This window comes from Amycolatopsis thailandensis, assembly GCF_002234405.1.
GTDB classification, from domain to species: Bacteria; Actinomycetota; Actinomycetes; order Mycobacteriales; family Pseudonocardiaceae; genus Amycolatopsis; species Amycolatopsis thailandensis.
Genome location: NZ_NMQT01000133.1, coordinates 13285 through 33074, shown reverse-complemented (window position 1 = coordinate 33074; position 19790 = coordinate 13285). Strand labels below are relative to the sequence as shown.

The 19790-nt window shown below is 69.1% G+C and carries 21 protein-coding genes and 2 tRNA genes; 9 read left to right on the top strand and 14 right to left on the bottom strand.

The features are described from left to right. Positions 1–47: 47 nt before the first annotated feature. Together CFP71_RS34550 and lysA are read right to left on the bottom strand one after the other, a co-directional pair. Positions 48–542 (bottom strand): Lrp/AsnC family transcriptional regulator, encoded by a 495-nt coding sequence (locus tag CFP71_RS34550; RefSeq protein ID WP_005167158.1) that lies wholly within the window; start codon positions 540–542, stop codon positions 48–50. A 168-nt stretch (positions 543–710) separates the two neighbouring features. Beyond that, positions 711–2054, bottom strand: coding sequence for a diaminopimelate decarboxylase (gene lysA / locus CFP71_RS34545; protein ID WP_093938139.1), 1344 nt, complete (start codon positions 2052–2054; stop codon positions 711–713). 228 nt (positions 2055–2282) lie between these two features. Here lysA and CFP71_RS34540 point away from each other — a divergent pair, with 228 nt between their 5' ends. Continuing rightward, the gene (locus CFP71_RS34540; protein WP_093938138.1) at positions 2283–2675 is read left to right on the top strand and encodes a hypothetical protein; all 393 of its coding nucleotides are present in this window, start codon (positions 2283–2285) and stop codon (positions 2673–2675) included. Between the two features lie 59 nt (positions 2676–2734). Here CFP71_RS34540 and CFP71_RS34535 read toward each other — a convergent pair whose 3' ends face one another. Together CFP71_RS34535 and CFP71_RS34530 are read right to left on the bottom strand one after the other, a co-directional pair. Next, positions 2735–3205 (bottom strand): heme-degrading domain-containing protein, encoded by a 471-nt coding sequence (locus CFP71_RS34535; RefSeq protein WP_208636097.1) that lies wholly within the window; start codon positions 3203–3205, stop codon positions 2735–2737. Positions 3206–3238: 33 nt separating this feature from the next. Beyond that, positions 3239–4468, bottom strand: a complete 1230-nt coding sequence (locus CFP71_RS34530; protein ID WP_093938158.1) for a M20 metallopeptidase family protein — start codon at positions 4466–4468, stop codon at positions 3239–3241. Between the two features lie 76 nt (positions 4469–4544). Between CFP71_RS34530 and CFP71_RS34525 the strand changes: the two genes are divergently transcribed. The 3 genes from CFP71_RS34525 to CFP71_RS34515 all read left to right on the top strand — a co-directional run bounded on the left by CFP71_RS34525 (position 4545) and on the right by CFP71_RS34515 (position 5795). Beyond that, complete coding sequence (locus tag CFP71_RS34525; protein WP_005167143.1) at positions 4545–5027, top strand: tRNA adenosine deaminase-associated protein; 483 nt, start codon at positions 4545–4547, stop codon at positions 5025–5027. A 23-nt stretch (positions 5028–5050) separates the two neighbouring features. Continuing rightward, positions 5051–5503, top strand: a complete 453-nt coding sequence (locus CFP71_RS34520; protein WP_093938157.1) for a nucleoside deaminase — start codon at positions 5051–5053, stop codon at positions 5501–5503. Between the two features lie 85 nt (positions 5504–5588). After that, positions 5589–5795, top strand: a complete 207-nt coding sequence (locus CFP71_RS34515; RefSeq protein WP_093938135.1) for a CsbD family protein — start codon at positions 5589–5591, stop codon at positions 5793–5795. 50 nt (positions 5796–5845) lie between these two features. Here CFP71_RS34515 and CFP71_RS34510 read toward each other — a convergent pair. Together CFP71_RS34510 and CFP71_RS34505 are read right to left on the bottom strand one after the other, a co-directional pair. Further along, positions 5846–5933, bottom strand: a tRNA-Ser gene (locus tag CFP71_RS34510). A gap of 42 nt (positions 5934–5975) precedes the next feature. Further along, positions 5976–6527 (bottom strand): DUF305 domain-containing protein, encoded by a 552-nt coding sequence (locus CFP71_RS34505; protein ID WP_093938134.1) that lies wholly within the window; start codon positions 6525–6527, stop codon positions 5976–5978. 93 nt (positions 6528–6620) lie between these two features. Here CFP71_RS34505 and CFP71_RS34500 point away from each other — a divergent pair, with 93 nt between their 5' ends. Then, positions 6621–7067, top strand: a complete 447-nt coding sequence (locus tag CFP71_RS34500) for a limonene-1,2-epoxide hydrolase family protein (RefSeq protein ID WP_208636096.1) — start codon at positions 6621–6623, stop codon at positions 7065–7067. Between the two features lie 266 nt (positions 7068–7333). Here the strand turns inward: CFP71_RS34500 and CFP71_RS44400 are convergent, their stop codons facing one another. Together CFP71_RS44400 and CFP71_RS34495 are read right to left on the bottom strand one after the other, a co-directional pair. Beyond that, positions 7334–7504, bottom strand: a complete 171-nt coding sequence (locus CFP71_RS44400) for a hypothetical protein (RefSeq protein ID WP_167406375.1) — start codon at positions 7502–7504, stop codon at positions 7334–7336. Positions 7505–7628: 124 nt separating this feature from the next. Continuing rightward, positions 7629–8957, bottom strand: a complete 1329-nt coding sequence (locus tag CFP71_RS34495) for a BNR-4 repeat-containing protein (RefSeq protein WP_093938133.1) — start codon at positions 8955–8957, stop codon at positions 7629–7631. A gap of 215 nt (positions 8958–9172) precedes the next feature. Here CFP71_RS34495 and CFP71_RS34490 point away from each other — a divergent pair, with 215 nt between their 5' ends. Next, positions 9173–11608 (top strand): endonuclease/exonuclease/phosphatase family protein, encoded by a 2436-nt coding sequence (locus tag CFP71_RS34490; protein ID WP_208636095.1) that lies wholly within the window; start codon positions 9173–9175, stop codon positions 11606–11608. 74 nt (positions 11609–11682) lie between these two features. On the opposite strand, the gene CFP71_RS34485 is transcribed toward CFP71_RS34490, so the two are convergent. The 6 genes from CFP71_RS34485 to CFP71_RS34460 all read right to left on the bottom strand — a co-directional run bounded on the left by CFP71_RS34485 (position 11683) and on the right by CFP71_RS34460 (position 16357). After that, positions 11683–12054: a hypothetical protein gene (locus tag CFP71_RS34485; RefSeq protein WP_093938131.1), complete on the bottom strand. Its 372-nt coding sequence runs from the start codon at positions 12052–12054 to the stop codon at positions 11683–11685. Further along, the gene (locus tag CFP71_RS34480; protein ID WP_093938130.1) at positions 12047–14788 is read right to left on the bottom strand and encodes an FtsK/SpoIIIE domain-containing protein; all 2742 of its coding nucleotides are present in this window, start codon (positions 14786–14788) and stop codon (positions 12047–12049) included. The genes CFP71_RS34485 and CFP71_RS34480 overlap by 8 nt, the downstream gene beginning before the upstream one ends. Positions 14789–14803: 15 nt before the next feature. After that, on the bottom strand, positions 14804–15049 hold the full coding sequence (locus tag CFP71_RS34475) for a hypothetical protein (protein ID WP_016337967.1): 246 nt from the start codon (positions 15047–15049) through the stop codon (positions 14804–14806). A 3-nt stretch (positions 15050–15052) separates the two neighbouring features. Further along, the gene (locus tag CFP71_RS34470; protein WP_005167132.1) at positions 15053–15313 is read right to left on the bottom strand and encodes a hypothetical protein; all 261 of its coding nucleotides are present in this window, start codon (positions 15311–15313) and stop codon (positions 15053–15055) included. 140 nt (positions 15314–15453) lie between these two features. After that, positions 15454–15538: transfer RNA gene (locus CFP71_RS34465), tRNA-Ser, on the bottom strand. A gap of 72 nt (positions 15539–15610) precedes the next feature. Beyond that, the gene (locus CFP71_RS34460) at positions 15611–16357 is read right to left on the bottom strand and encodes a PP2C family protein-serine/threonine phosphatase (RefSeq protein ID WP_093938129.1); all 747 of its coding nucleotides are present in this window, start codon (positions 16355–16357) and stop codon (positions 15611–15613) included. A 77-nt stretch (positions 16358–16434) separates the two neighbouring features. On the opposite strand from CFP71_RS34460, the gene CFP71_RS34455 reads away from it, so the two are divergent. From CFP71_RS34455 to CFP71_RS34445, 3 genes are all read left to right on the top strand, one after another. Next, positions 16435–18093: an N-6 DNA methylase gene (locus tag CFP71_RS34455; protein ID WP_093938128.1), complete on the top strand. Its 1659-nt coding sequence runs from the start codon at positions 16435–16437 to the stop codon at positions 18091–18093. Further along, a complete protein-coding gene (locus CFP71_RS34450) occupies positions 18093–18998 on the top strand; it encodes a serine/threonine-protein kinase (RefSeq protein ID WP_093938127.1) in 906 nt (301 codons plus the stop codon). Before CFP71_RS34455 ends, CFP71_RS34450 begins: the two co-directional genes overlap by 1 nt. Positions 18999–19093: 95 nt before the next feature. Continuing rightward, positions 19094–19744, top strand: coding sequence for a L,D-transpeptidase (locus CFP71_RS34445; RefSeq protein ID WP_093938126.1), 651 nt, complete (start codon positions 19094–19096; stop codon positions 19742–19744). Positions 19745–19790 lie beyond the last annotated feature (46 nt).

The following is a 19790-nucleotide window of genomic DNA, read 5'->3' as shown; positions in this document are numbered from 1 at the left end:
TTGCGAAATTCGCAAGGAAGGGACCTTTCATGGCACGGGACTGGATGTCATCGGGTCAGATTGCCCCAGGCGTATGTCTGTTTTGCGAGTTTCAAGTAGACGAGCGTTTCGGTGCTGACGACTCCCGGGATGGGCCGGATGTCGTCGTTCAGCACACTCAAGAGGTGCTCGTCGTCCCGGCAGGCCACCTCGGCGAGCAGGTCGTAGCCTCCCGCGGTGAGCACGACGTAATGGACGTCCGGCAATCCGGAGAGCTGGTCGGAGACCGCTCGCGGATCGCCTTGGACTCTGATCCCGACCATCGCCTGACGACCGAGTCCGACGTTCGCCGGATCCGTGACCGCGACGATCTGCATCGTCTCGTCCCGCAGCAGCCGCTGGACGCGCTGCCGCACCGCACCCTCCGACAAGCCGACGGCCTTGGCCAGTGCCGTGAACGAGGCCCGCCCGTCGACTTGCAGTAGAGCGATCAGAGTGCGATCGGTATTGTCCAAACCTCTAGGTGTGCGCTGCTCCATCTGCGCGCGTGGTTCGTCACCCATGCCGTCCCTCCCTTTGTTTCGGCATGCGATTCTTGTCGCGCAGCGTATCGATCAATGTCCAGAATGCTACCGCCGTTAAGTTGTTTGTCGCGATTCTCTTTCCCGGCGCCGTCGCGCGAAGGAATCGGTCGTTCGACAGGGAGAGTGCCGAGCTTTTCGGAAGAGGGGTCAGCCGAGATCGCGTTTCAGCAGGTCTTCCTCGGTTTCGCGGCGGACGAGCAACGTCGCGGTGCCCCGGGAAACACCGACGACCGGCGGCCTGCCGACGAGGTTGTAATTCGACGCGAGCGAGTGGTGGTATGCCCCGGTGCACGGGACGGCGAGCAGATCGCCGGGGTGGACGTCGTCGGGGAGCGCGAGTCCGTCGGCGAGGACGTCGCCCGATTCGCAGTGCCGTCCGACCACCGTCATCGGCCGCCGGGCGGCGCGGCTGCGCCTGCCGATCAGGCGCGCGGTGTAGGCCGCCCCGTAGAGCGCGGGCCGCGCGTTGTCGCTCATCCCGCCGTCGACGGCGACGAACGTGCGCGAACCGCGTTTCACCGCGCAGACCCGGTACACGGTGATCCCTGCCGGTCCGACGATCGCGCGGCCGGGTTCGATCGTCAGCTTCGGCTGTGGGAAGCCGTGCGACGCGCATTCGTAGGCGAGCGCGACCCGCAGGCGGCGCACGTAACCGTCGATGTCGAAACCCGGGTCGCCGGGCAGGTAGCGGACGGCGTGCCCGCCGCCGAGGTCCAGTTCCCGCAACGTGACACCGTGACTCTCGCGGAGGGCGACGAGCACCCCGATCATCTTGCGGGCGGCCAGTTCGTAGAAGTCCACACGGGACACCTGCGAGCCGATGTGGCAGTGCAGCCCGGCCAGGCGGAGCCCCGGCTGCGCGAGTACGGCCGAGACGGCCCGGCCGAGATTGTCGCGGACCTCCTCGCGCAGTGAGAACCCGAACTTCTGCCCTTCGGTGCCGGTGGTGATCGCCGCGTGCGTGCCCGCCGAGACGTCCGGGGTCACGCGGATCAGCACCTGTTGCGCGCCGGTGGCCAGCGCGCCGAGCTGCTCGATCTCGTCGAGCGAGTCCACCACGATCCGTCGGACGCCATAGGACAGCGCGGCCTTGAGGTCTTCGGGGGTCTTCGCGTTGCCGTGCAGCAGGATCCGCTCGGCGGGGAAGCCGACCGACCGCGCCACCGCGATCTCGCCCGCCGAACAGGTGTCGAGGGAAAGCCCTTCCTCGGCGACCCAGCGCAGGACCGCGCGGGTGCACAGCGCCTTGCTCGCGTACGCCACCTCGGCGTCCGGCAGGGCCCGGCGGTACGCGCGGGCGTTCTGCCGGACCTCGTCCTCGTCGAGCAGGTACGCCGGTGTCCCGAACCTCGCGGCGAGGTGCGAGACCGGCGCGCCGGCGAACAGCAGTTCCCCGCCGGGCCCGAGCCGGGTGCTCCGCGGCCAGACCCCGGGTTCGAGGTGGTCGGCGGCCTCGCAACCGAGGCTGGGCAGGAGCTCGCTGAGCGTCACGGTTACCTCCGCGTCGATCGGTCAGTGCTCGCCCAGCACAACTCCGATCGCCCCGGCCCGGCCGCTTCGCCAACGCCTCCCTGACGCGTTCCGCGACGTCGCTGACGCCTTGTTAACGCGCGAGTAACCCCGGCCACAGCGAACGATCGAGCCTCGGACCGGTTGTCCTGATTCTCGGGACGGCCGGTCCGAGGCAACCGGGACGACCGGCAGGCACGTCCTCCCGGCATGCGAAGACGGTGGCTCTGGGGGACCCCGGCGAAACTGGTCTTGTTCGGTCTGGTGCTCGTGTTCCTGAACGCCTCGTGCGGCCCGCCCGCGCTGGGCGAGGCGTTCACCTTCCGCCTGGGCACGTGGACGGTGCTCCCGGACGAAGACCTGCGCCTCGGCTACCTGGCGGTGCGGGACGAGCGGTGCCCACGAGGTGACAAGTGCGCTTCGGCGGGGCGCGCGATCGTGACACTCTCCTACGCGCGGCCGTCGACCGGCCCGAGGGTGTCGTTCGCGATGGACGTGATGGGCCCGGAGGGCACGGGATTCGGCGGCTATCGGGTCGACCACGCGGACCTCTCGCCCAGCGGCGCCTTCCTCACCCTGCGCCTCAGCCGAAGTACGACGTGACTCGCGCACGGAGTTGTCCACACGTGAACAACCTGTGGACAACTCCGTGGATAGTCTACTTAGGACAGTGTGGCGAGGAAGATTTCCAGCTGCTCGACGACGAACGCGTGATCGTCGGCCTGGGGCAGTCCCGAGACACCGACGGTGCCGACCGGACCCACGCCGTCGACGATCACCGGGAACACACCGCCGTGCGCGGCGTACAGATCCGGATCGAGGCGTGAGCCGGCCTCGAACGTCGTGCCCTTCGCGCGGAACCGTTCGCCGACGAGGAACGAGCTGTGCCCGTAGCGGTCGACGACGCGGCTCTTGCGGTCGATCCACGCGTCGTTGTCGGCCGAGGTGCCCGGCAACGCCGCGTGGAACAGCCGCTGGCCGCCGCGGCGCACGGAGACCGTCACCGGAAGGGCGCGGTCCCGCGCCGCCGCGAGCAGGTGGGCGCCCAGTTCCAGCGCGGTCTCGTTGTCGAACCGGCGGAAGACCAGGCGCTCCTCCTGCGCGGCCAGGACGGCCAGGGTGTCATCGCTCATGACACCCATTAAATCAACAGTGTTGTGTAATGGCTACCGCAGCGCGTCCAGGGCGAAAGCGGCGTACATCGCGACGCCGTTGGCCATGGCGTCCTCCTCGAAGATCACGCGGTTCGAGTGGTTCGCCTCGACCGTGGCCGGGTCCGCGTCGGGCGGGCAGGCGCCGAGGAAGGCGAAGGCGCCAGGAACGCGTTGCAGGACATAGGAAAAGTCCTCCGCGCCCATCACCGGGTTCTCCATGAACTCGGAATTGCCCGCGCCGAGGACCTCCGCCGCCAGCTCCAGCACCCGCCCCGCGACCTTCGGATCGTTCACCGTGACCGGGTAGCCGGGGAGGACTTCGGCGCTCACGCGGACGCCGTGCGCCGCGCCGACCGCCTCGCACACCCTCGGCAGCTCCTCGCGCACGAACGCCTGTGTCCGCTCGGAGAGCGTGCGGATCGTGCCCTCTAGGAACGCCGTCTCCGGGATGATGTTCGTCGTGGTCCCGGTCTCGATGCGGGTGACCGAGACCACCGCGGGCTCGAACACGCTCACCTTGCGGGTCACCATCGTCTGCAGCGCGCTCACCATCGCGGCGGCCGCCGGCACCGGGTCGATCGCCTGATGCGGCGCCGAGCCGTGCCCGCCCCGGCCGGTGACGGTGACGTGGAAGCTGTTCGCCGACGCCATGATCGGGCCAGGTCGCGTCTGCACGACGCCGGACGCGGCCGAGGTGAAGATGTGCAGGCCGAACGCTTTCTCGACGCGTTCCCCCGCGGCGTCGAGCACGCCTTCGTGGATCATGTGACGAGCGCCGTGCTCGCCCTCCTCGCCGGGCTGGAACATGAACACCACCGACCCGGCCAGCTCGTCGACGTGCTCGCTGAGCAGCCGCGCGGCCGACGCCAGCATGGCGACGTGGGTGTCGTGCCCGCAGGCGTGCATCGCGTCGTCGTCTTCGGAGGCGAAGTCGAGACCGGTGTCCTCGTGCAGCGGCAACGCGTCCATGTCGCCCCGGAGCAGGATCGCCGGGCCGGGCTTCCCGCCGCGCAGGACGGCCGTCAGCGAAGTGGTCGATTTGCCCTCGACGATCTCCAGCGGCAGGTCGTCGATGGCCGCTTTGATCGAGGCCTGGGTCTTCGGCAAGTGGAGGCCGATCTCCGGATTCCGGTGGATCTCCCGGCGGAGTTCCACGGTTTTCGTTTGAAGAGCGCGGGCCTCGTCCAGCAATCCGGCGAAGCGCGCATCGGGGAGTGTGGGCAGGTCGGTCGGTCCGGTCATGTCTCGATAGTGGCGCATGCGGCGCTTCAGGCGCACCGTGCGTGCGTTCCGAATGCGGGCGGAATACGGTGTGCGCATGGCGGTGCAAGAGCCGATCACGGGGTTCGCGGTGGCCGTGGTGCGGGAGGACGGTCGGTGGCGGTGCAGTTCCCTGGATCAAGGGGCACTCGCCGAGCTCGACGCTGCGATCACCGAGCTGGGAAAACTGCGTTCGACCGGTGCCGCGTTCGGCCTGCTGGCGATCGACGACGAGTTCTTCGTGATCGTCCGGCCGAGTCCCAGAGGGCCGTCGCTGCTGCTGTCCGACGCCGCCGCGGCGCTCGACTACGACATCGCCGCCGACGTGCTCGACGTGCTGAGAGTCGACCCCCCGGACGAGGACGACGACGCGGTCTGGCCGGAAGGCGATCTGGAGATCCTCTCCGATCTCGGACTGCCGGGGGCCGAACTCCAGGTGATCGTCGGCGAGGTCGAGCTGTACCCGGACGAACAACTCCAGATGGTCGCGCAGCGGTGCGGCTTCGCCGCCGAGTTCGCCAAGATCCTGGACGAGATCTGAGCCCCGCCGCCTCCGCCGCCGACATCGCCGCCGTCCGGGCGGCGATCGCCGCGGCGCGAGGTGCGGGCGACGACGTGCCGATCGGGGCCATCGTCCTGTCACCCGACGGGACCCCGCTGGCCTCCGCGCGCAACGCCCGCGAAGAACTCGGCGACCCGACGGCGCACGCGGAGATCCTCGCGCTGCGCGCCGCGTCCGAGATCTACGGTGACGGCTGGCGGCTCGAAGGCTGCACGCTCGCCGTCACGCTGGAGCCGTGCACGATGTGCGCCGGCGCGCTCGTGATGGCCCGGGTCGCGAAGCTCGTCTTCGGCGCCTGGGAGCCCAAGACGGGGGCGGTGGGATCGCTGTGGGACGTCGTCCGCGACCGGCGCCTCAGCCATCGCGCGGAAGTCGTCGGCGGCGTGCTCGAGTCCGAATGCGCGACCCTGCTCGAAGACTTCTTCCACGGGCAGCGGGGTAACCGCACCGGGTGACAGATGTGTCGGCCCCGGTTTCCCGGGTAACCCTCTGGACAAGCGGCCGCAAACGGTGGCCGCGGTCGAAGGAGGAACACCCGCCATGAGCGTTTTCGACAAGGCGAAGGACAAGGCCGAGCAGGCCATCGGCGCCGCCAAGGAGAAGCTCGGCGAGAAGACCGGCAATCAGGACCTCGCGAACTCCGGCCGGGCGGACCAGACCGAAGGTCAGGTCAAGGAGACCGGGCACGACCTGCGCGACCGTGCGGAAGGCGGCGTGCAGGATCTCAAGGACAAGTTCAACAAGTAGCCCCTCACGCGGAAGGGCCCGGTCTCCGTGGAGACCGGGCCCTTCGCCTGCGGTGGCGGTGGGATTTGAACCCACGGACGGTTATTAGCCGTCACACGATTTCGAGTCGTGCTCCTTCGGCCGCTCGGACACGCCACCGCCGAGAACAATAGCGGACGGCCTTTCGGGGCCTTCAGGGGGTCAAGGAAGCTGCGCGGTGATCTCGTCGATCGCCGCCGTCTGGTTCTCCACGATCTCCTGTGCCAGCGCCTTGGTCTCGGCGTGCTCGCCCGAAGACAGCACGGTCTTGGCCATCGCGACGCCGTTGCGCAGGTGTTCGGCCATCAGCGGGAGCCACGTCTTGTCGAACTCCGCGCCGGTCAGGTTCTGCAGCGAGGCGACCTGTCCCTCGGTGATCATCCCCGGCATCGCGTGGCCCGCGTGCCCCGCCGCGGGGAGCACGGCGGCGTTCCACGCTTGCAGCCAGCCGGTCATCGTCTGGACCTCGGCCGACTCGGCCTTGACGATCTTGGCCGCGGTGGCTTTCACGTATTCGGAAGCGGACCGTTCCGAAGCCAGGTTCGCCACCTGGATCGACTGCTGGTGGTGCGGGACCATCTGCTGGGAGAAGGTCACGTCGGCCTGGTTGGCGCCGGAAGTGCTCGCCGCCGGTGCCGCGCCCGTGGCCGTCGAGCAGCCCGCGAGCACCCAGACGACCAGCGCGAACAGTGCCATCGGCAGTCGCCGTCGCATCGATACCTCCGTAGTCAGGGGAAACCGGCCCCTCCGTTCTGTGATACGGCTGTGACCTTCCGGCGGTTCAAAACCGGATTAGCCTTGGTCGGCATGACGGATCCGAAGACGGTGGTGACCGGTTTCCTTCAGGCCCTCGAAGAGCTCGACATCGACAGCGCGCTGAGCTTCGTGGCGATCGACATCGTCTATCAGAACGTCCCGCTTCCCGCGGCCCGCGGCCTTTCGGCGGTGGAGAAGCAGTTGCGCACGATGGCCCGCTACGGCAGCGGGTTCGAGGCGCGCACCCACCACATCGCCGCCGACGGCCCGATCGTGCTCACCGAGCGCACCGACGTCCTCCGGCGTGGTGCGTGGGAGGCGGAGTTCTGGGTGTGCGGCACTTTCGAAGTGCGCGACGGCCGGATCGTGCTGTGGCGCGACTACTTCGACTGGACGACGTTCCTGGCCGCGAGCGCGAAGGGCGCGGGCAAGGCGGCGGTCGCCGGGGCGAAGTCGCTCATCGGGAAGGTCAAGTCACGGCAGGAGCTGGAGCGCTGACGCGGCGGTCGCGCGGGCCTCGCGTGCTTGGAGCCGTGACTCGCGTGCTTGGAGACGGATCTCGTGAGTTCCGGCTCCAAACACGCGAGTCACGGCTCTGATCACGCGAGTTCCGGCTTCAGTCACGCGAGTTCCGGGTCTGATCACGCGAGTGGGGCCGGGCGGAAATGACACACCGCCGGTGTACGGGCTCCGTCCTCCCCCGACGGGTCCCGTGCACCGGCGGTGCGCCCCCAGTTCCCCCCGCTCACCCTCCCCGGTGAGCGTCAGGAAGTCAGATGCCGTTCGCGCAGATCGGCTTCCCGCAGCACGGCGTCGAGCCGCGCGCCGCCGAAGTGGGCCACCGGACGCCTGCCGCGCCCGCGGTCGCGCAGGTCGACGGCCAGTGCGATACCCAGCAGCAGAACCAGTGCCGTACCAGCGATGAGCCAGCCCATCGGACACCTCCTCCGGCGACGTGAGGGAGGATTGTGTCCTCGCTCACGTCGCCAAAGGTAACTCCGGAAATGCCTGGTTGAACCCGGACTTGAGGTTCATTTAAGGCAGGGGAACACCAATGGGCTATTTGCGTGGCGCTCCCGCGACATAAATGTCACCGTCGGCCACGGAGACGTCACGCGCACTGGACGCGCCGGTCGCCAGAATCCGGGCGGGGTCCCGGAAACCGGCGATCACTTCGACGCGCTGGACCGGTTTCGGTGTGGTGATCAAGGTTTCCGGCTTCCAGGCGCGCCCGTTCTCGAGCAGGAACGTCTCGATGCCCGGCTGTCCGTCCCGCGTTCCGTAAACGCGCCAAGTGCCGCCATTGAGTTGTTCGATCTCGCGCATTCGGAGCCCGTTCGCGACTTCGCGCACTTCCCAGTTCCGGCCGTTCCACGCGCTCGCGAAATCGCGCGGCGAGCCGGCGGCGTCGAACTGGAACCAGGTGACGAACGGTTTGCCGTCGCGCTGGGTGCCGGTCTGCAGGATGTAGTCCGGCGACTTGAGCCCGCCGGGGAGTTCGAGCGGGGTTTCGACGACCTTGAGGTACCGCTCCTGCTCGGTGTCGTCGACCTGCGTGCCGAGGTCGCGTCCGGCGGCGGAGAAGAAGCGCAGCGTGCGGACGTCGAACGACAGGTAGTAGACGTTGCGGTGGTAGACGTCGTGCTTGTGCTGCTCCGGTCCGCCGCCCGCGAGCGTATAGACGAACTGGATCCGCCCTGACGACGGCAGGTAGCGCAGCTGCCCGACGTAGATCTCGTCCATGTGGTCGGCTCGGCCCAATGAGCCGAACGCCCACCGCTTCCCGGTCAGCTGCACCGAGTTCTTCCACGTCCTCCCGTTGTCGCGGGAGACGATGTACTTCATCGGACGGAAGTCGGGCGCGGCCGAAGGATCGAGTTCGTTCGTGGTCTCGCGATAGAACATGAACAGCGTGCCGTCGGCGGTCTTGACCGGCATCGGGTAGCTCGCCGAGTCGCCTTCGGGGACCTCGGTGTCGGTCCAGGTGCCGTCGAGGGAGTGGGCCAACGGCGCGCGGCTGATCACGGTCCGCGTGTTGTGCATGCCGCGGAAGATCAGCAGATGCCCGTCGCCCGCCAGCAGCATCGTCGGATAGTTGTGCGGATCGGACTCGCCGCCGGCGATCTTCTTCGGCACGGTCCAGGCGCCGGTCCGGTGGTCGTAGGCCTGGACGTAGGTGTCCGCGGCCTTGCCGGACCACGAGATGAAGGTCTTGCGCGCCACCGGGTCGAAGATCCCGCCCGCGTTCGGCCGCCGGTCGGTCCGGGACGCGACCGCGCTCGCCGGGGTCATCACCTCGAAAGCGGCCTTTTCGGGCGGCTTGGCGCCCGCCTGGGGAACCGGGATCACGAGACCTGCCATGACGAGCGCGCAAAGAAGTCCGCGCATGAAGACGCCTCCTGGTGCTTCGCAGGCGGCGGATCTTGATCGTCTCACGGGAGAACACGGCGGAACCAGCGGCCGAACGGGCTAGCGGTGACGAATCGTTGTCTTGTCGTCTTCCTCATTTCACTTGTTCGGGGGAGTATTCCTCGACCGATCTTGCGAAGAGGGGACTCAGCGTGACCACATCCCGACGTGCTGCCCGGAGAAGGGCCCTGACCGTGGCCGTCGCCTCCGGGCTGGTCGTGAGCGGCACGGCCGCTCCGGCCGCGCTCGCCGCGCCCAGCGCCGACGCCGTGATCGCCGAGGTCTACGGCGGTGGCGGGAACTCGGGCGCGACGCTGACCAACGACTTCGTCGAACTCGCCAACCGCGGCGCGGCCGCCGTGAGCCTCGACGGCTTCAGCGTCCAGTACGCGCCCGCGTCGGGGAACAGCTGGCAGGTCACGCCGCTGACCGGCAGTGTCGCGCCGGGCGCGCGGTACCTCATCGCGCAGGCGAAGGGCGCGGGCGGCACCGTCGCGCTCCCGGCACCGGACGCCACCGGTTCGCTGGCCCTGTCCGCGACCGCCGGCACCATCGCGCTCGTCCAGGGCACCACGGCGCTGAACTGCAAGACCGCCGCCGACTGCGCCGCCGACACCCGGATCAAGGACCTGGTCGGCTTCGGCCCGGCCGCCGTCATCCGGGAGGGGAGCGCGGCGCCCGCGCCGTCCAACACCGCGTCCGTCGCCAGGGGGACGGCGCTCGCGGACACCGACGACAACGCCGCCGACTTCACCTCCGGCGCGCCGACGCCGACCAACGGCAAGGGCGAGACGCCGGGCGAGACCGGCCCGCCCGCGGTGAACGCCAAGATCCACGACATCCAGGGCACCACCCGGATCTCGCCGTTCAAGGACCGGAAGGTCGCCGGGGTCACCGGCGTCGTGACCGCCATCCGGAGCTTCGGTTCGGCCCGCGGGTTCTGGATCACCGACACCGCTCCCGACGCCGACCCGCGCACCAGCGAGGGCCTGTTCGTCTTCACCGGCTCGACCACGCCCGCCGTGGCCGTCGGCGACGCGGTGACCGCCACCGGCACCGTCCGCGAGTTCTACCCGGACGCGCCCGCGACCTCGCCGTACCAATCGCTCACCGAGCTGACGAGTGCGCAGTGGACGGTCGATTCGAGCGGGAACGCGCTGCCCGCCGCGACCGTCGTCACGCCGGACTCGGTCCCGGACACCGTCGCCCCGGCGCCGGGCGGCAGCATCGAGCCGCTGCTGCTGGAGCCCGCGAAGTACTCGCTGGACTTCTGGGAGTCGCACGAAAGCGAGCTGGTCAGCGTCTCCGACGCGCGCGTCGTCGGCCCGACGTCGTCGTTCAACGAGCTCTACGTGACCACCAAGCCGAAGCAGAACCCGAGTGTTCGCGGCGGCGCGGTGTACCTGGACTACGACCGGCTCAACACCGGCGTGCTCAAGGTCGCGTCGCTGATCCCGTTCGCCGAGCAGCCGTTCCCGAAGGTCAACACCGGCGACGTGCTCACCGGCGAGACCTCCGGCCCGGTCGAGTACAGCAACTTCGGCGGCTACACGCTGTTCGCGACGAAGCTGGGCGCCGCCAAGGACAACGGCCTGCAGCGCGAGAGCACCCGCGCGCAGCGCAGCGGTGAGCTTTCCGTCGCCACCTACAACGTCGAGAACCTGTCCGCTTTGGACAGTGACGAGAAGTTCGGCGAGCTGGCGAAGGCCATCGCCACCAACCTGGCGAAGCCGGACATCCTGAACCTGGAGGAGATCCAGGACAACAACGGCCCGACGAACGACGGCACCGTCGCCGCGGACCAGACGCTGCGGAAGTTCACCGACGCGATCGTCGCCGCCGGTGGCCCGCGCTACGAGTGGCGTCAGATCGACCCGGAGAACGGCAAGGACGGCGGCCAGCCGGGCGGCAACATCCGCGTCGGCTTCCTGTTCAACCCGGCTCGGGTGTCCTTTGTGGACCGCAAGGGTGGCGACGCGATCACCCCGGTCGACGTGGTCAAGGAACGCGGCAAGACCCACCTGACCGTCTCGCCCGGCCGGGTCGACCCGCTGAACGAGGCGTGGGAGGCCAGCCGGAAGCCCCTGGTGGGTGAGTTCGTCTTCCAGGGCCGCACCGTGTTCGTCGTCGCGAACCACTTCAACTCCAAGGGCGGCGACCAGCCGACCCACGGCCGCAACCAGCCGCCGGTCCGGAGTTCCGAGGTGCAGCGGGCCAAGCAGGCGACCGTGCTGCGCGGCTTCATCGACAAGCTGCTCGCGTCGGACAAGAACGCGAACATCGTCGTCGCCGGTGACCTGAACGACTACCCGTTCTCGCCCGCCGTGAAGACGCTGACCGCCGGTGACGCGCTGAAGGACCTCATCGCGTCTCTGCCCGAGAACGAGCGGTACAGCTACGTTTTCGAGGGCCAGTCGCAGGTGCTGGACCACATCCTGGCGTCGAAGGCGCCGCGCGGGGTCGACTACGACGTCGTCCACCTGAACGCCGAGTTCGCGAAGCAGGCGAGCGACCACGACCCGCAGCTGCTGCGGTTCCGGCCGAGCGCGGGCAACCCGGTCCAGGACGCGTTCTACGACCTGGCGGACTACCTGGAGAAGGTGCTCGGCCCGTACCTGCCGAAGCCGTAACCCACGCAATTAGTCCTCTGGATGCGGTAGTTGCACGCGCAAGTACCGCATCCAGAGGACGAAATGCATCAGGGTCAGGAGCGTTTCGCGCGCCATCCCAGGGAGAGGACGGCCTGCACGAGCTCCTGGTAGCTCGGCTTGACCTCTTCCAGGTACTTCTCCAGGTACCCGGCCCGAGCTGTCGGCACCGGCTGCGGTTCTTCGTCCTCCGGCAGCCAGGTGAGGCCTTCGACGTTGTGCTGAGCCATCTTCCACCAGCGGGACGCCCTGTCGACGGCGCGCTGCTCACGCTCGGCCGCGTCCGCGACGGACTGGTGCGCCTCGGCGAGCCGGGCCTCCAGTTCGTCCGCGCGCGCGACCTCCCAGCTCCGCAGGTTCTCCGCCGAGGCGCGCGCGAGGCCGACGATCTCCTTGTACCGCATGGCCGCGGTGATGCCGTCATCCATCGAGAAGCCCTTCCGGACGCTGGAACGGGATGATCACCTCGGGGGCGCCGTGGGTGGTGCGGTCGAAGAACAGCGCGCGGCCAGGCCGCGGTGACCAGTGCACGACCTGCCCGGCGGCGAACGGCGAGAGTTCGTTGCCCTGGACGTCCAAGGCCGCCCAGCTCCCGATGTCGTCGGTGCCCGCGAAACCGAGCGTGTCCTTCAACCGCGCGATGCTGCGCCACCAGCCGACGGTGTGGACGCCGTGCGCCGGCCCCTGCTTCAGCAGCACGCGCAGCTGATCCAAACCGCTCTTGAGCTGTCCGGGCGCCTTGGCCTCCAGCGCGGGGATCGAAGCGTCGACGCCGTACAGCAGCAGCACCTGCGCTTTGTCCAAAGAGGACAGCTTCTCCGCGATATCGATTACCCGGCCCGGCAAATCGTCGACCAGTTCCGCGTGGTGTCCCTCCGCCCGCAGTCGCTCGGCCAGTTCCTGCACCGCCGGGATCGACGCCTCGATGGGGCACGACAGCACGAACTCCACGGCCCCTTCGGCGTGCTGTTTCGCCAGGGACCGCGCGGCGGAGTCCATGATGGACAGTGCCTCCGCCGTGGCCGCGCCGAGCACGGCGATGTTCCGGCCCGGCGCCTTCGGCAGGTCGACCCCGCAGGCGGCCTCGTCGACGTCGATGGACTGACCGAGCAGCGCGCGCGGCTTGCTCGTCAGCTTCAGGTCGGTGAACGCCGGGAACTGTTCCAGCACCGGGGAATGCGCGCCGTCGAACAGCCGGGGCCGCTTGAACGACTCCGAGTACCGCTCCCACAGCCGGTGCTGCAGCTTGTTGAAGACGTCCTTGCTGCTCGCGTCCGGCACATGGGCCAGCTGATTCCCGTGCGCCACCCCGGAATCGTGGTTGATCACCGCGTGCCACTTCGGTGCCGAAACGGCCGCGTTGTTGGTCTCGGACAGCACGCGCCGCGCCTTCGGCATCGCGATCCGCAACGTGCACTGCTCGAACACCGCGGGCTTGCCCCAGAACGCCTCGATCCCGGCGACGTCCTGGCTCGCCAGCACCAGGTGGATGCCCTGAGACCGGCCTCGCCGCGCGATGTCCTCCAGCAGCTGCGTCGCCGTCGACGTGACGCCGTCGCGCCCGGCGAACAGGTACTGGAATTCGTCGATCACCGCGACGATCCGCGGCCAGTGCCCGCCGGGATCCTGTTCGCGCAGGTCCGCGAGGTTGGTGACCTCGTGCAGTTTCGCCGCGGCGGACCGGCGCCGCAGCTCGTCGGCGAGATACCGCAGCAGCGCCAGGCCGAACTCGCGGTCGGTGTTGACGTTGACCCCGATGAGCTTGGCGTGCGGCAGCCAGCTGGAGTCCCGGCGCCCCGGCGCGAGGCCCGCGAACGACACGCCTTCCTTGAAGTCCAGCAGGTACAGCGCGAGCTCGTCCGGCGAGTACCGCGCCGCGAAGCTGCCGAGCAGCGAGTACAGGAAGTTCGTCTTGCCCGAACCGCTCGGCCCGCCGATGAGCACGTGCGGGCTGGCGTCGCCGATGACGACCTCCACCGCCTCGCCCTCGAAGAACCCGACCGGCGCCCGCAGCTCGCGCGCCGAGCTCTCCTTGCCCAATTCGGTGGGCAGGAGGTCGGCGAACGCGCGGGGCCCGCCCTGTTTGGCGATCAGCGCCTCGGCGATCCGCCCGGCGGCCCGGGTGACCTGTCCGGACGGCATCGGCGGATCGAGGTCGACGATCAGGTCCGGACCGGTCATGCTGCTGACCGCGTGCCTGTCGTCGTGCAGGCTCAGCGATTCGACCGACGTCGACAGCATGGTGGGCACGTCGATCAGGATCAGGCAGATCCCGGCCGCCAGCGCGCCGGTGGCGACCCGTTTCAGCTCGCGGGCCCGTTCCGGTTCGAGGGTCTCCCCGTTGCCGTAGAGCACCGCGACGCGGAACGGTTCGACGCGCTGACCGGTCGCCTGCCGGATCTCCCGCAGCGACGTGTGCCCCGCCTGCATCCCGGTCGCGTGGATGCGGCGGATGTGCCCGGCCAGTTCGTCGAGGAGGTCTTCGAGCCGCCCCGGGTCGTACAGGGTGAGCGCGCTCGTGCGGCTCAGCGGATAGAGGTCCGGCAGGATCGCGGTCAGCTGCCCGACGTCCCACAGATGGACGCGCACCGCGCCGGGCTCGAACGTGCTCAGGATCCGCATCAGCAGGTTCTGCACGATGCCGTCGACGGTCGCCCGCGTCTTCGGAGCCGACTTGATGGACAGATGCGACTCGTCGAGCAGGGGCGTCGCGACGTCGAACGTGCGCTGGACGTCCTGGCCCGGCACGGTCGCCGACCCGATGCGCCACAGCCCCGGCGCGGTGATGCCGGGGTCGCCGCCGACCCGGCCGAGCCAGTTGCCCGGCTGCTGGCCGGCGGGACCCGGAGCGTTGCGCGCGACGAGCTCGCGCAGCGCGTTCGGACCCGCTTCCCAGTCCGAATAGAACTGGCCGCGGGTGCTGCGGAGCTGGCCGAACACCTCGTTCGCGGCGGGATGCCGCGACCATTCGGCGTACTGCTCCGAGGTGGAGTTGTTCATCCCCACCCGGACTATGCGCTGTTCGAGTTCCAGCTTGGCCAGTTCCGCTTCGGCGGCTTGGCGGGCGCCGGCGGCGGCGCCGAGGACGAGCCCGATCTGGTGGCGGACCCGCTCCAGCGCCGTGGCGACGCGATTGCGCTGTTCACTCGCTTTGCTGCCCATACCGGCTCGCCGATCTCAGAGGCGGGATTGGTAGCCGCTGACCAGGTCGTCAGCGGCGGAGAGGCGCGTCAGGAGGTTTTCCATTCCCTCGTCGGCCTGTGCCAGCTGCGGCGGCACCCAGGGCACGGCTTGGGCCTGCGGTTCCACGATGGCGCGCCGGGACTCTTCGAGCAGGCTTCTGGCCCGCTCGGCGTGGGCGCGTCCGTCGGCGAGCCCGGTCTGGACGGCCGTCAGCAGCTGGTGCAGTTCTTCGAGGTACATGTTCTAGAGGCGGGTCGAGTACGACTCGGCCGACGAGATGCCGGCCTGGATGGTGCTCTGCATCCCGGTGATGCCCTGGAGGGCTTCGGCGAGAAGCCCGTGTGCCTGGCTCACCTCGTGCTGGGTGCTGCCCTGAGTGGCCTGCGACAGGGAAAGCTGGGCTTCTTCGAGAGACTGCGCTGCCTGCTGAAGAGCGGCGATGCTCGCGGATGCCTTCTCGTTCGCGAGCGCGATACCAGCGCGGATCTCTTCGACTCCGGCCATTTTGGCGGACTCCTTGGGACGTCGGGGGCTGGAACGACCACACCTAAACTTAGCGTGATCATCTGACTCTGTTAAGTGAAGGTCCTGCGAAGTAATCAACAAGGCCCCGGACGTCGGAACGTCCGGGGCCTTGCCGAGGGCGGAGGATACAGGATTCGAACCTGCGAGGGCGTGAACCCAACACGCTTTCCAAGCGTGCGCCTTAGGCCGCTCGGCCAATCCTCCGTGGGGAACTTTACCGGATGCCCTTTCGCCCCTTCGAAGGCGGGTCTGACCTGGCTTTCCGGCTGGAAGCCGTCAGGCGCGCGCGGGAGGCAGGACGTCGGCGACGACGCAGGTGATGTTGTCCGGTCCGCCGCCCTCGTTGGCCAGATCGATCAGCCTCGGGACGGTCTCGGCGGGATCTTGGAAGGCGCCAAGGACGTCCTTGATAACGGTTTCGACAACCGTTGCCGTTAACCCATCCGAGCACAGGAGAAGGCGGTCTCCGGGGGCCGCCTCGAAGGTCCAGATGTCCGCTTCGCCGCTTCCGGTGCTCAGCAGCGCCTTCATCAACAGGGAGCCGCGAGGGTGTCCCTCGACCTCTGACGGGTCGATGCGCCCGTCGTCGGCGAGGGCCTGCGCGAGGGTGTGGTCGCGGGTGAAGCGCTGAAGCGTCCCGTCGCGCAGGAGGTACCCCTTGGAGTCGCCGATGTGGACGGCCGTGAACTGCGCGCCGTCGAACAGCAGGGCTGTCAGGGTGGTGCCCATTCCCCGCGTCTCGGGCTGCTCTTCGGCCGTCGCGGCCAGCCGGTCGTCGATGGCGCGCAGGCCACCGTTCAGCACCTCGAACAGGTCGACGTCCGCGAGGTCGAACCCGCCGAGATCCGAGTCGAGCCGGGAGAGGACGCCCACCGCCTCGGCGCTGGCGACCTCGCCGTGCGGCTGGCCGCCGATGCCGTCGGCGACCGCCAGCATCCTCGCGCTGGCGTAGACCGAGTCCTGGTTGACCTGGCGACGCTGCCCGATGTCCGAGCCGGCGGCGTACCGAAGGGTGTACCTCATGGATCCCAGTAAAGCAGCTGTGTACTGAGTTCACAAACATAAGGCTGGAATGGTCGGCTGTCGGTTACGATGCCGTGATGGAGGAGCAAGCCACCGTCGGCGCGGCGGACATCGCGCGGTTCGCCCGCGTCGGCCGCGCCGCCGTGAGCAACTGGCGTCGACGGTACGGAGATTTTCCGCCACCCGTCGGCGGGACGGCGTCGAGCCCCCTCTTTTCCCTGGTCGCCGTCGAAAACTGGCTGCGTGAGCGCGGGAAACCGGTCGAAATATCGCTCGGGGACCGGGTCTGGCAGCGGCTGCGGAACCTCGGCGACGACCTGTCGCTGGCCGACCGGGTCGGCCGGGTGGCCGCCTTCCTTTCGCGTCGAGGTGTCCAGGAGTGGACGTTCTCGCCCCAGTACGACGACGCCGAGCTGCTCGAACTGCTGGACCGCTTCGCCGGGGAACAGGGCGCGCGCGAGGCTCTGGAGTTCCTCTGTGATCGCTACGTCGAGGCGCACTCCCGCCAGCTTTCCGTCACCGCGGAACCGGTGGCCGCGCTGATGTCCCGGCTCATCGGTCCCGATCCCGGTGTCGTCCTCGATCCCGCGTGCGGGCTCGGGACGCTGCTGCTCGCCTCCGGCGGCACCCGGCTGCTCGGCCAGGTCGACGACCCGGCGACCTCGTGCATCGCCGCGCACCGGCTGCTGCTCGCCGGGGCGGACATGGAGATGTACGGCGCGCACGCCCTGTCGATGGACTCCTACGAAGGGCTTCTCGCGGACGCCGTCGTCTGCGATCCGCCGTTCAACGAACGGGAATGGGGTTACGACGAGCTCGTCGGCGACCCGCGCTGGGAGTACGGTCAGCCGCCGCGCGGCGAACCGGAACTGGCCTGGGTGCAGCACTGTCTCGCGCACGTGAAACCCGGCGGGCTGGTCGCGATCCGCATGCCGCCCGCCGCCGCCGGCCGCCGGACCGGGCGGCGGATCCGCGGGAACCTGTTGCGGGCCGGTGCTTTGCGCGCGGTGGTGACGGTCGGCGGCGCGGATCTCTGGCTGCTGCGGCGGCCGGAACCCGGGGAGCGGCCGCCGTCCCGGTTGCTCCTGCTAGCCGATCCGTCCACTGTGGAGGAACAGTGGCGGGACCATCTGCGCGGCGCCGAGGTGCCGGGCGCGGTCCGGATCATCGACCTGCTCGACGAGGAGATCGACCTTTCCCCCGCCCGGTATCAGGCGCGGGACGAGCACGCGGGCGAGGCCTTTCTCGAAGTCCGGCGGCGGTTCGAGAAGATCCGGCCGGAACTGCCGCCGCTGGCGGTGTCCGGCGAGAAGCCTTCGTTCACCACGATCGGCGAGCTGCTGAAGTCCGGTGTCCTCACGGTGCCGGACTCGGTGGAGGCGGGGGACGTCCTCGCGTCGCCCGCCGTGCCCGCGTATGTCCACAATGGAGCACCGTTCGCGGCGGAGCCGACGATGTCGAAGTACCGCACCGATCCCGAACGGCTGGACGCCGCGTTCCTCGCCGGCTGCCTGCGTGCGGCCGGGCAGCTCGCGCCGACCACCTCGACCAGGATCGATCTCAAGCGCACCCGGATCCCGCGGCTGCCGATCGAAGCGCAGCGTGCCCACGGGGAGGCGTTCACCCGCCTCGCCGCCTTCGAGGACGCCCTCCGCGAGGCGGCGGAATCGGGCCTGGAGCTGGTGAGACTAGGCTTGGCAGGGCTCACCGAAGGACAGCTCACGCCGGAGAACTAGTGCTGATCGCAGACCGCTACGAACTCGACGAGCTGCCGCTCGGCCGGGGTGGGATGGGCGCGGTCTACGCGGGCCACGACCGGCATCTCGGCCGCCGCGTCGCGGTGAAGTTCCTCGGGCTTCCCGGCGGTCCGGACACCGAACTCGAACAGCGGTTCATCCGCGAGGCGCGGATCCTCGCCACCCTGGAACACGCGGGCGCGCCGACGTTGTACGACTTCGGCACCTACGACGAGCGGTTGTACCAGGTCATGCAGTTCATCGAGGGCGTGACCGTCGCCATCGAGGGCGTGACCGTCGCCGATCTCGCCGCCGAACACGGGCCGCTGCCGGTGCCGTGGGCGGCCGCGATCGCGGCGCAGGCCTGCGCGGTGCTGTCCGCCGCGCACGCGCTGTCCATCTGCCACCGCGATCTCAAGCCCACCAACCTGATGCTGTGTCCCGACGGCAGCGTGAAGGTGCTCGACTTCGGGCTCGCGATGCTGCGCGAGACCGACGTCGCCCAGTTCACCCGCGCCGGGCAGATCCTGGGCACCCCCGCGTACATGGCGCCCGAGCAGATCCAGCGCGGGATCGCCGGGCCGCGCAGCGATCTGTACGCGCTGGGCTGTGTCCTGCACGAGATGCTGACCGGCAGGCAGCTGTTCACCGGTCCGACGGCGTACGCGGTGTTCGAGAAGCAGGTCAAGGACAGTCCGGCCGAAGTGGACGGTGTCCCGGACGGACTGAACGTGCTCCTCGCGGATCTGCTGGAGAAGGATCCGGACCGGCGTCCCGCCGACGCGGACGAACTGTTCGGGCGGCTGGCCGTGTTCGCGCGGGATCTGCCGCCGCTGCCCGGATATCTGGACGAAGGCGCCAATCCGGGCCGGATGTACGCGCGGGTCGTCGGCCGCGTGCCCTGAGACGTGATCGTGACCTTCCGATCAACAACCCCGGACCCGTGACCTCCGTCTTTACCCATGTCGGACGGATCACGGACGAATCGGGGGTAAGGGTTGTGAAGAAGTTCTCGGTGGTGGTGACGGCACTGACCACGGCGCTGGTGCTGACAGCGTGTTCGGGCAACTCCGGCGGAAGCACGCCTGGTGGCGGAGCCGTCGCGCAGGGCGACCCGGCGGGCGGGGCCACGACCACGTCCGCGCCCGTGCCGACCACGTCCTCCGCGGCTCCGACCACGTCGTCCCGGCCGTCGAGCAGCAGCAGCTCCACCCCGAAGCCGACGTCTTCGAAACCGAAGCCCAAGCCCACCCCGAAACCCGAGGTCAAGCCCGCCGCGAACGCCGTCGACGTGCCGTGCAAGGCCGCGCTGGCCTCGCCGGGCGTGAGCGCCTGCGTCGACCTCTCCGCGCTGAAGACGTGGCTGCTGCAAGACGGCAAGGTCATCTACGGCCCGGTCAAGCAGCTGCCCGGCAAGAAGGGGCACGCGACGCCGACCGGTGTCTTCCACGTTTCGAACAAGGTCAAGAACTACCACTCGAAGGCCTTCGACGCGCCGATGCCGAACTCGGTGTTCTTCCTGCCGGGGATCGCCTTCCACACCGGTAGCCTTTCGGTGTACTCGCACGGCTGCATCCACCTGTCGGCGGCGGCTTCGCAGAAGTACTTCACGACGTTGCAGAGCGGCGACGTGGTCCAGGTCGTGGCCTGACCTGCAGGTATCCGCTCGGCTGCGCAGCGTGAGAATGATTGCGGTT

Coding starts and splice junctions, on each gene's coding strand:
- CFP71_RS34540 (WP_093938138.1), top strand. CDS start 2,283: ATGCGAAGACGGTGGCTCTGGGGGACCCCGGCGAAACTGGTCTTGTTC.
- CFP71_RS34475 (WP_016337967.1), bottom strand. CDS start 15,049: ATGTACCTCGAAGAACTGCACCAGCTGCTGACGGCCGTCCAGACCGGG.
- CFP71_RS34485 (WP_093938131.1), bottom strand. CDS start 12,054: ATGGATGACGGCATCACCGCGGCCATGCGGTACAAGGAGATCGTCGGC.
- CFP71_RS34480 (WP_093938130.1), bottom strand. CDS start 14,788: ATGGGCAGCAAAGCGAGTGAACAGCGCAATCGCGTCGCCACGGCGCTG.
- CFP71_RS34530 (WP_093938158.1), bottom strand. CDS start 4,468: ATGACCGGACCGACCGACCTGCCCACACTCCCCGATGCGCGCTTCGCC.
- CFP71_RS34525 (WP_005167143.1), top strand. CDS start 4,545: ATGGCGGTGCAAGAGCCGATCACGGGGTTCGCGGTGGCCGTGGTGCGG.
- CFP71_RS34515 (WP_093938135.1), top strand. CDS start 5,589: ATGAGCGTTTTCGACAAGGCGAAGGACAAGGCCGAGCAGGCCATCGGC.
- CFP71_RS34460 (WP_093938129.1), bottom strand. CDS start 16,357: ATGAGGTACACCCTTCGGTACGCCGCCGGCTCGGACATCGGGCAGCGT.
- CFP71_RS34470 (WP_005167132.1), bottom strand. CDS start 15,313: ATGGCCGGAGTCGAAGAGATCCGCGCTGGTATCGCGCTCGCGAACGAG.
- CFP71_RS34505 (WP_093938134.1), bottom strand. CDS start 6,527: ATGCGACGGCGACTGCCGATGGCACTGTTCGCGCTGGTCGTCTGGGTG.
- CFP71_RS34500 (WP_208636096.1), top strand. CDS start 6,621: ATGACGGATCCGAAGACGGTGGTGACCGGTTTCCTTCAGGCCCTCGAA.
- CFP71_RS34495 (WP_093938133.1), bottom strand. CDS start 8,957: ATGCGCGGACTTCTTTGCGCGCTCGTCATGGCAGGTCTCGTGATCCCG.
- CFP71_RS34550 (WP_005167158.1), bottom strand. CDS start 542: ATGGGTGACGAACCACGCGCGCAGATGGAGCAGCGCACACCTAGAGGT.
- CFP71_RS44400 (WP_167406375.1), bottom strand. CDS start 7,504: ATGGGCTGGCTCATCGCTGGTACGGCACTGGTTCTGCTGCTGGGTATC.
- CFP71_RS34535 (WP_208636097.1), bottom strand. CDS start 3,205: ATGAGCGATGACACCCTGGCCGTCCTGGCCGCGCAGGAGGAGCGCCTG.
- CFP71_RS34455 (WP_093938128.1), top strand. CDS start 16,435: ATGGAGGAGCAAGCCACCGTCGGCGCGGCGGACATCGCGCGGTTCGCC.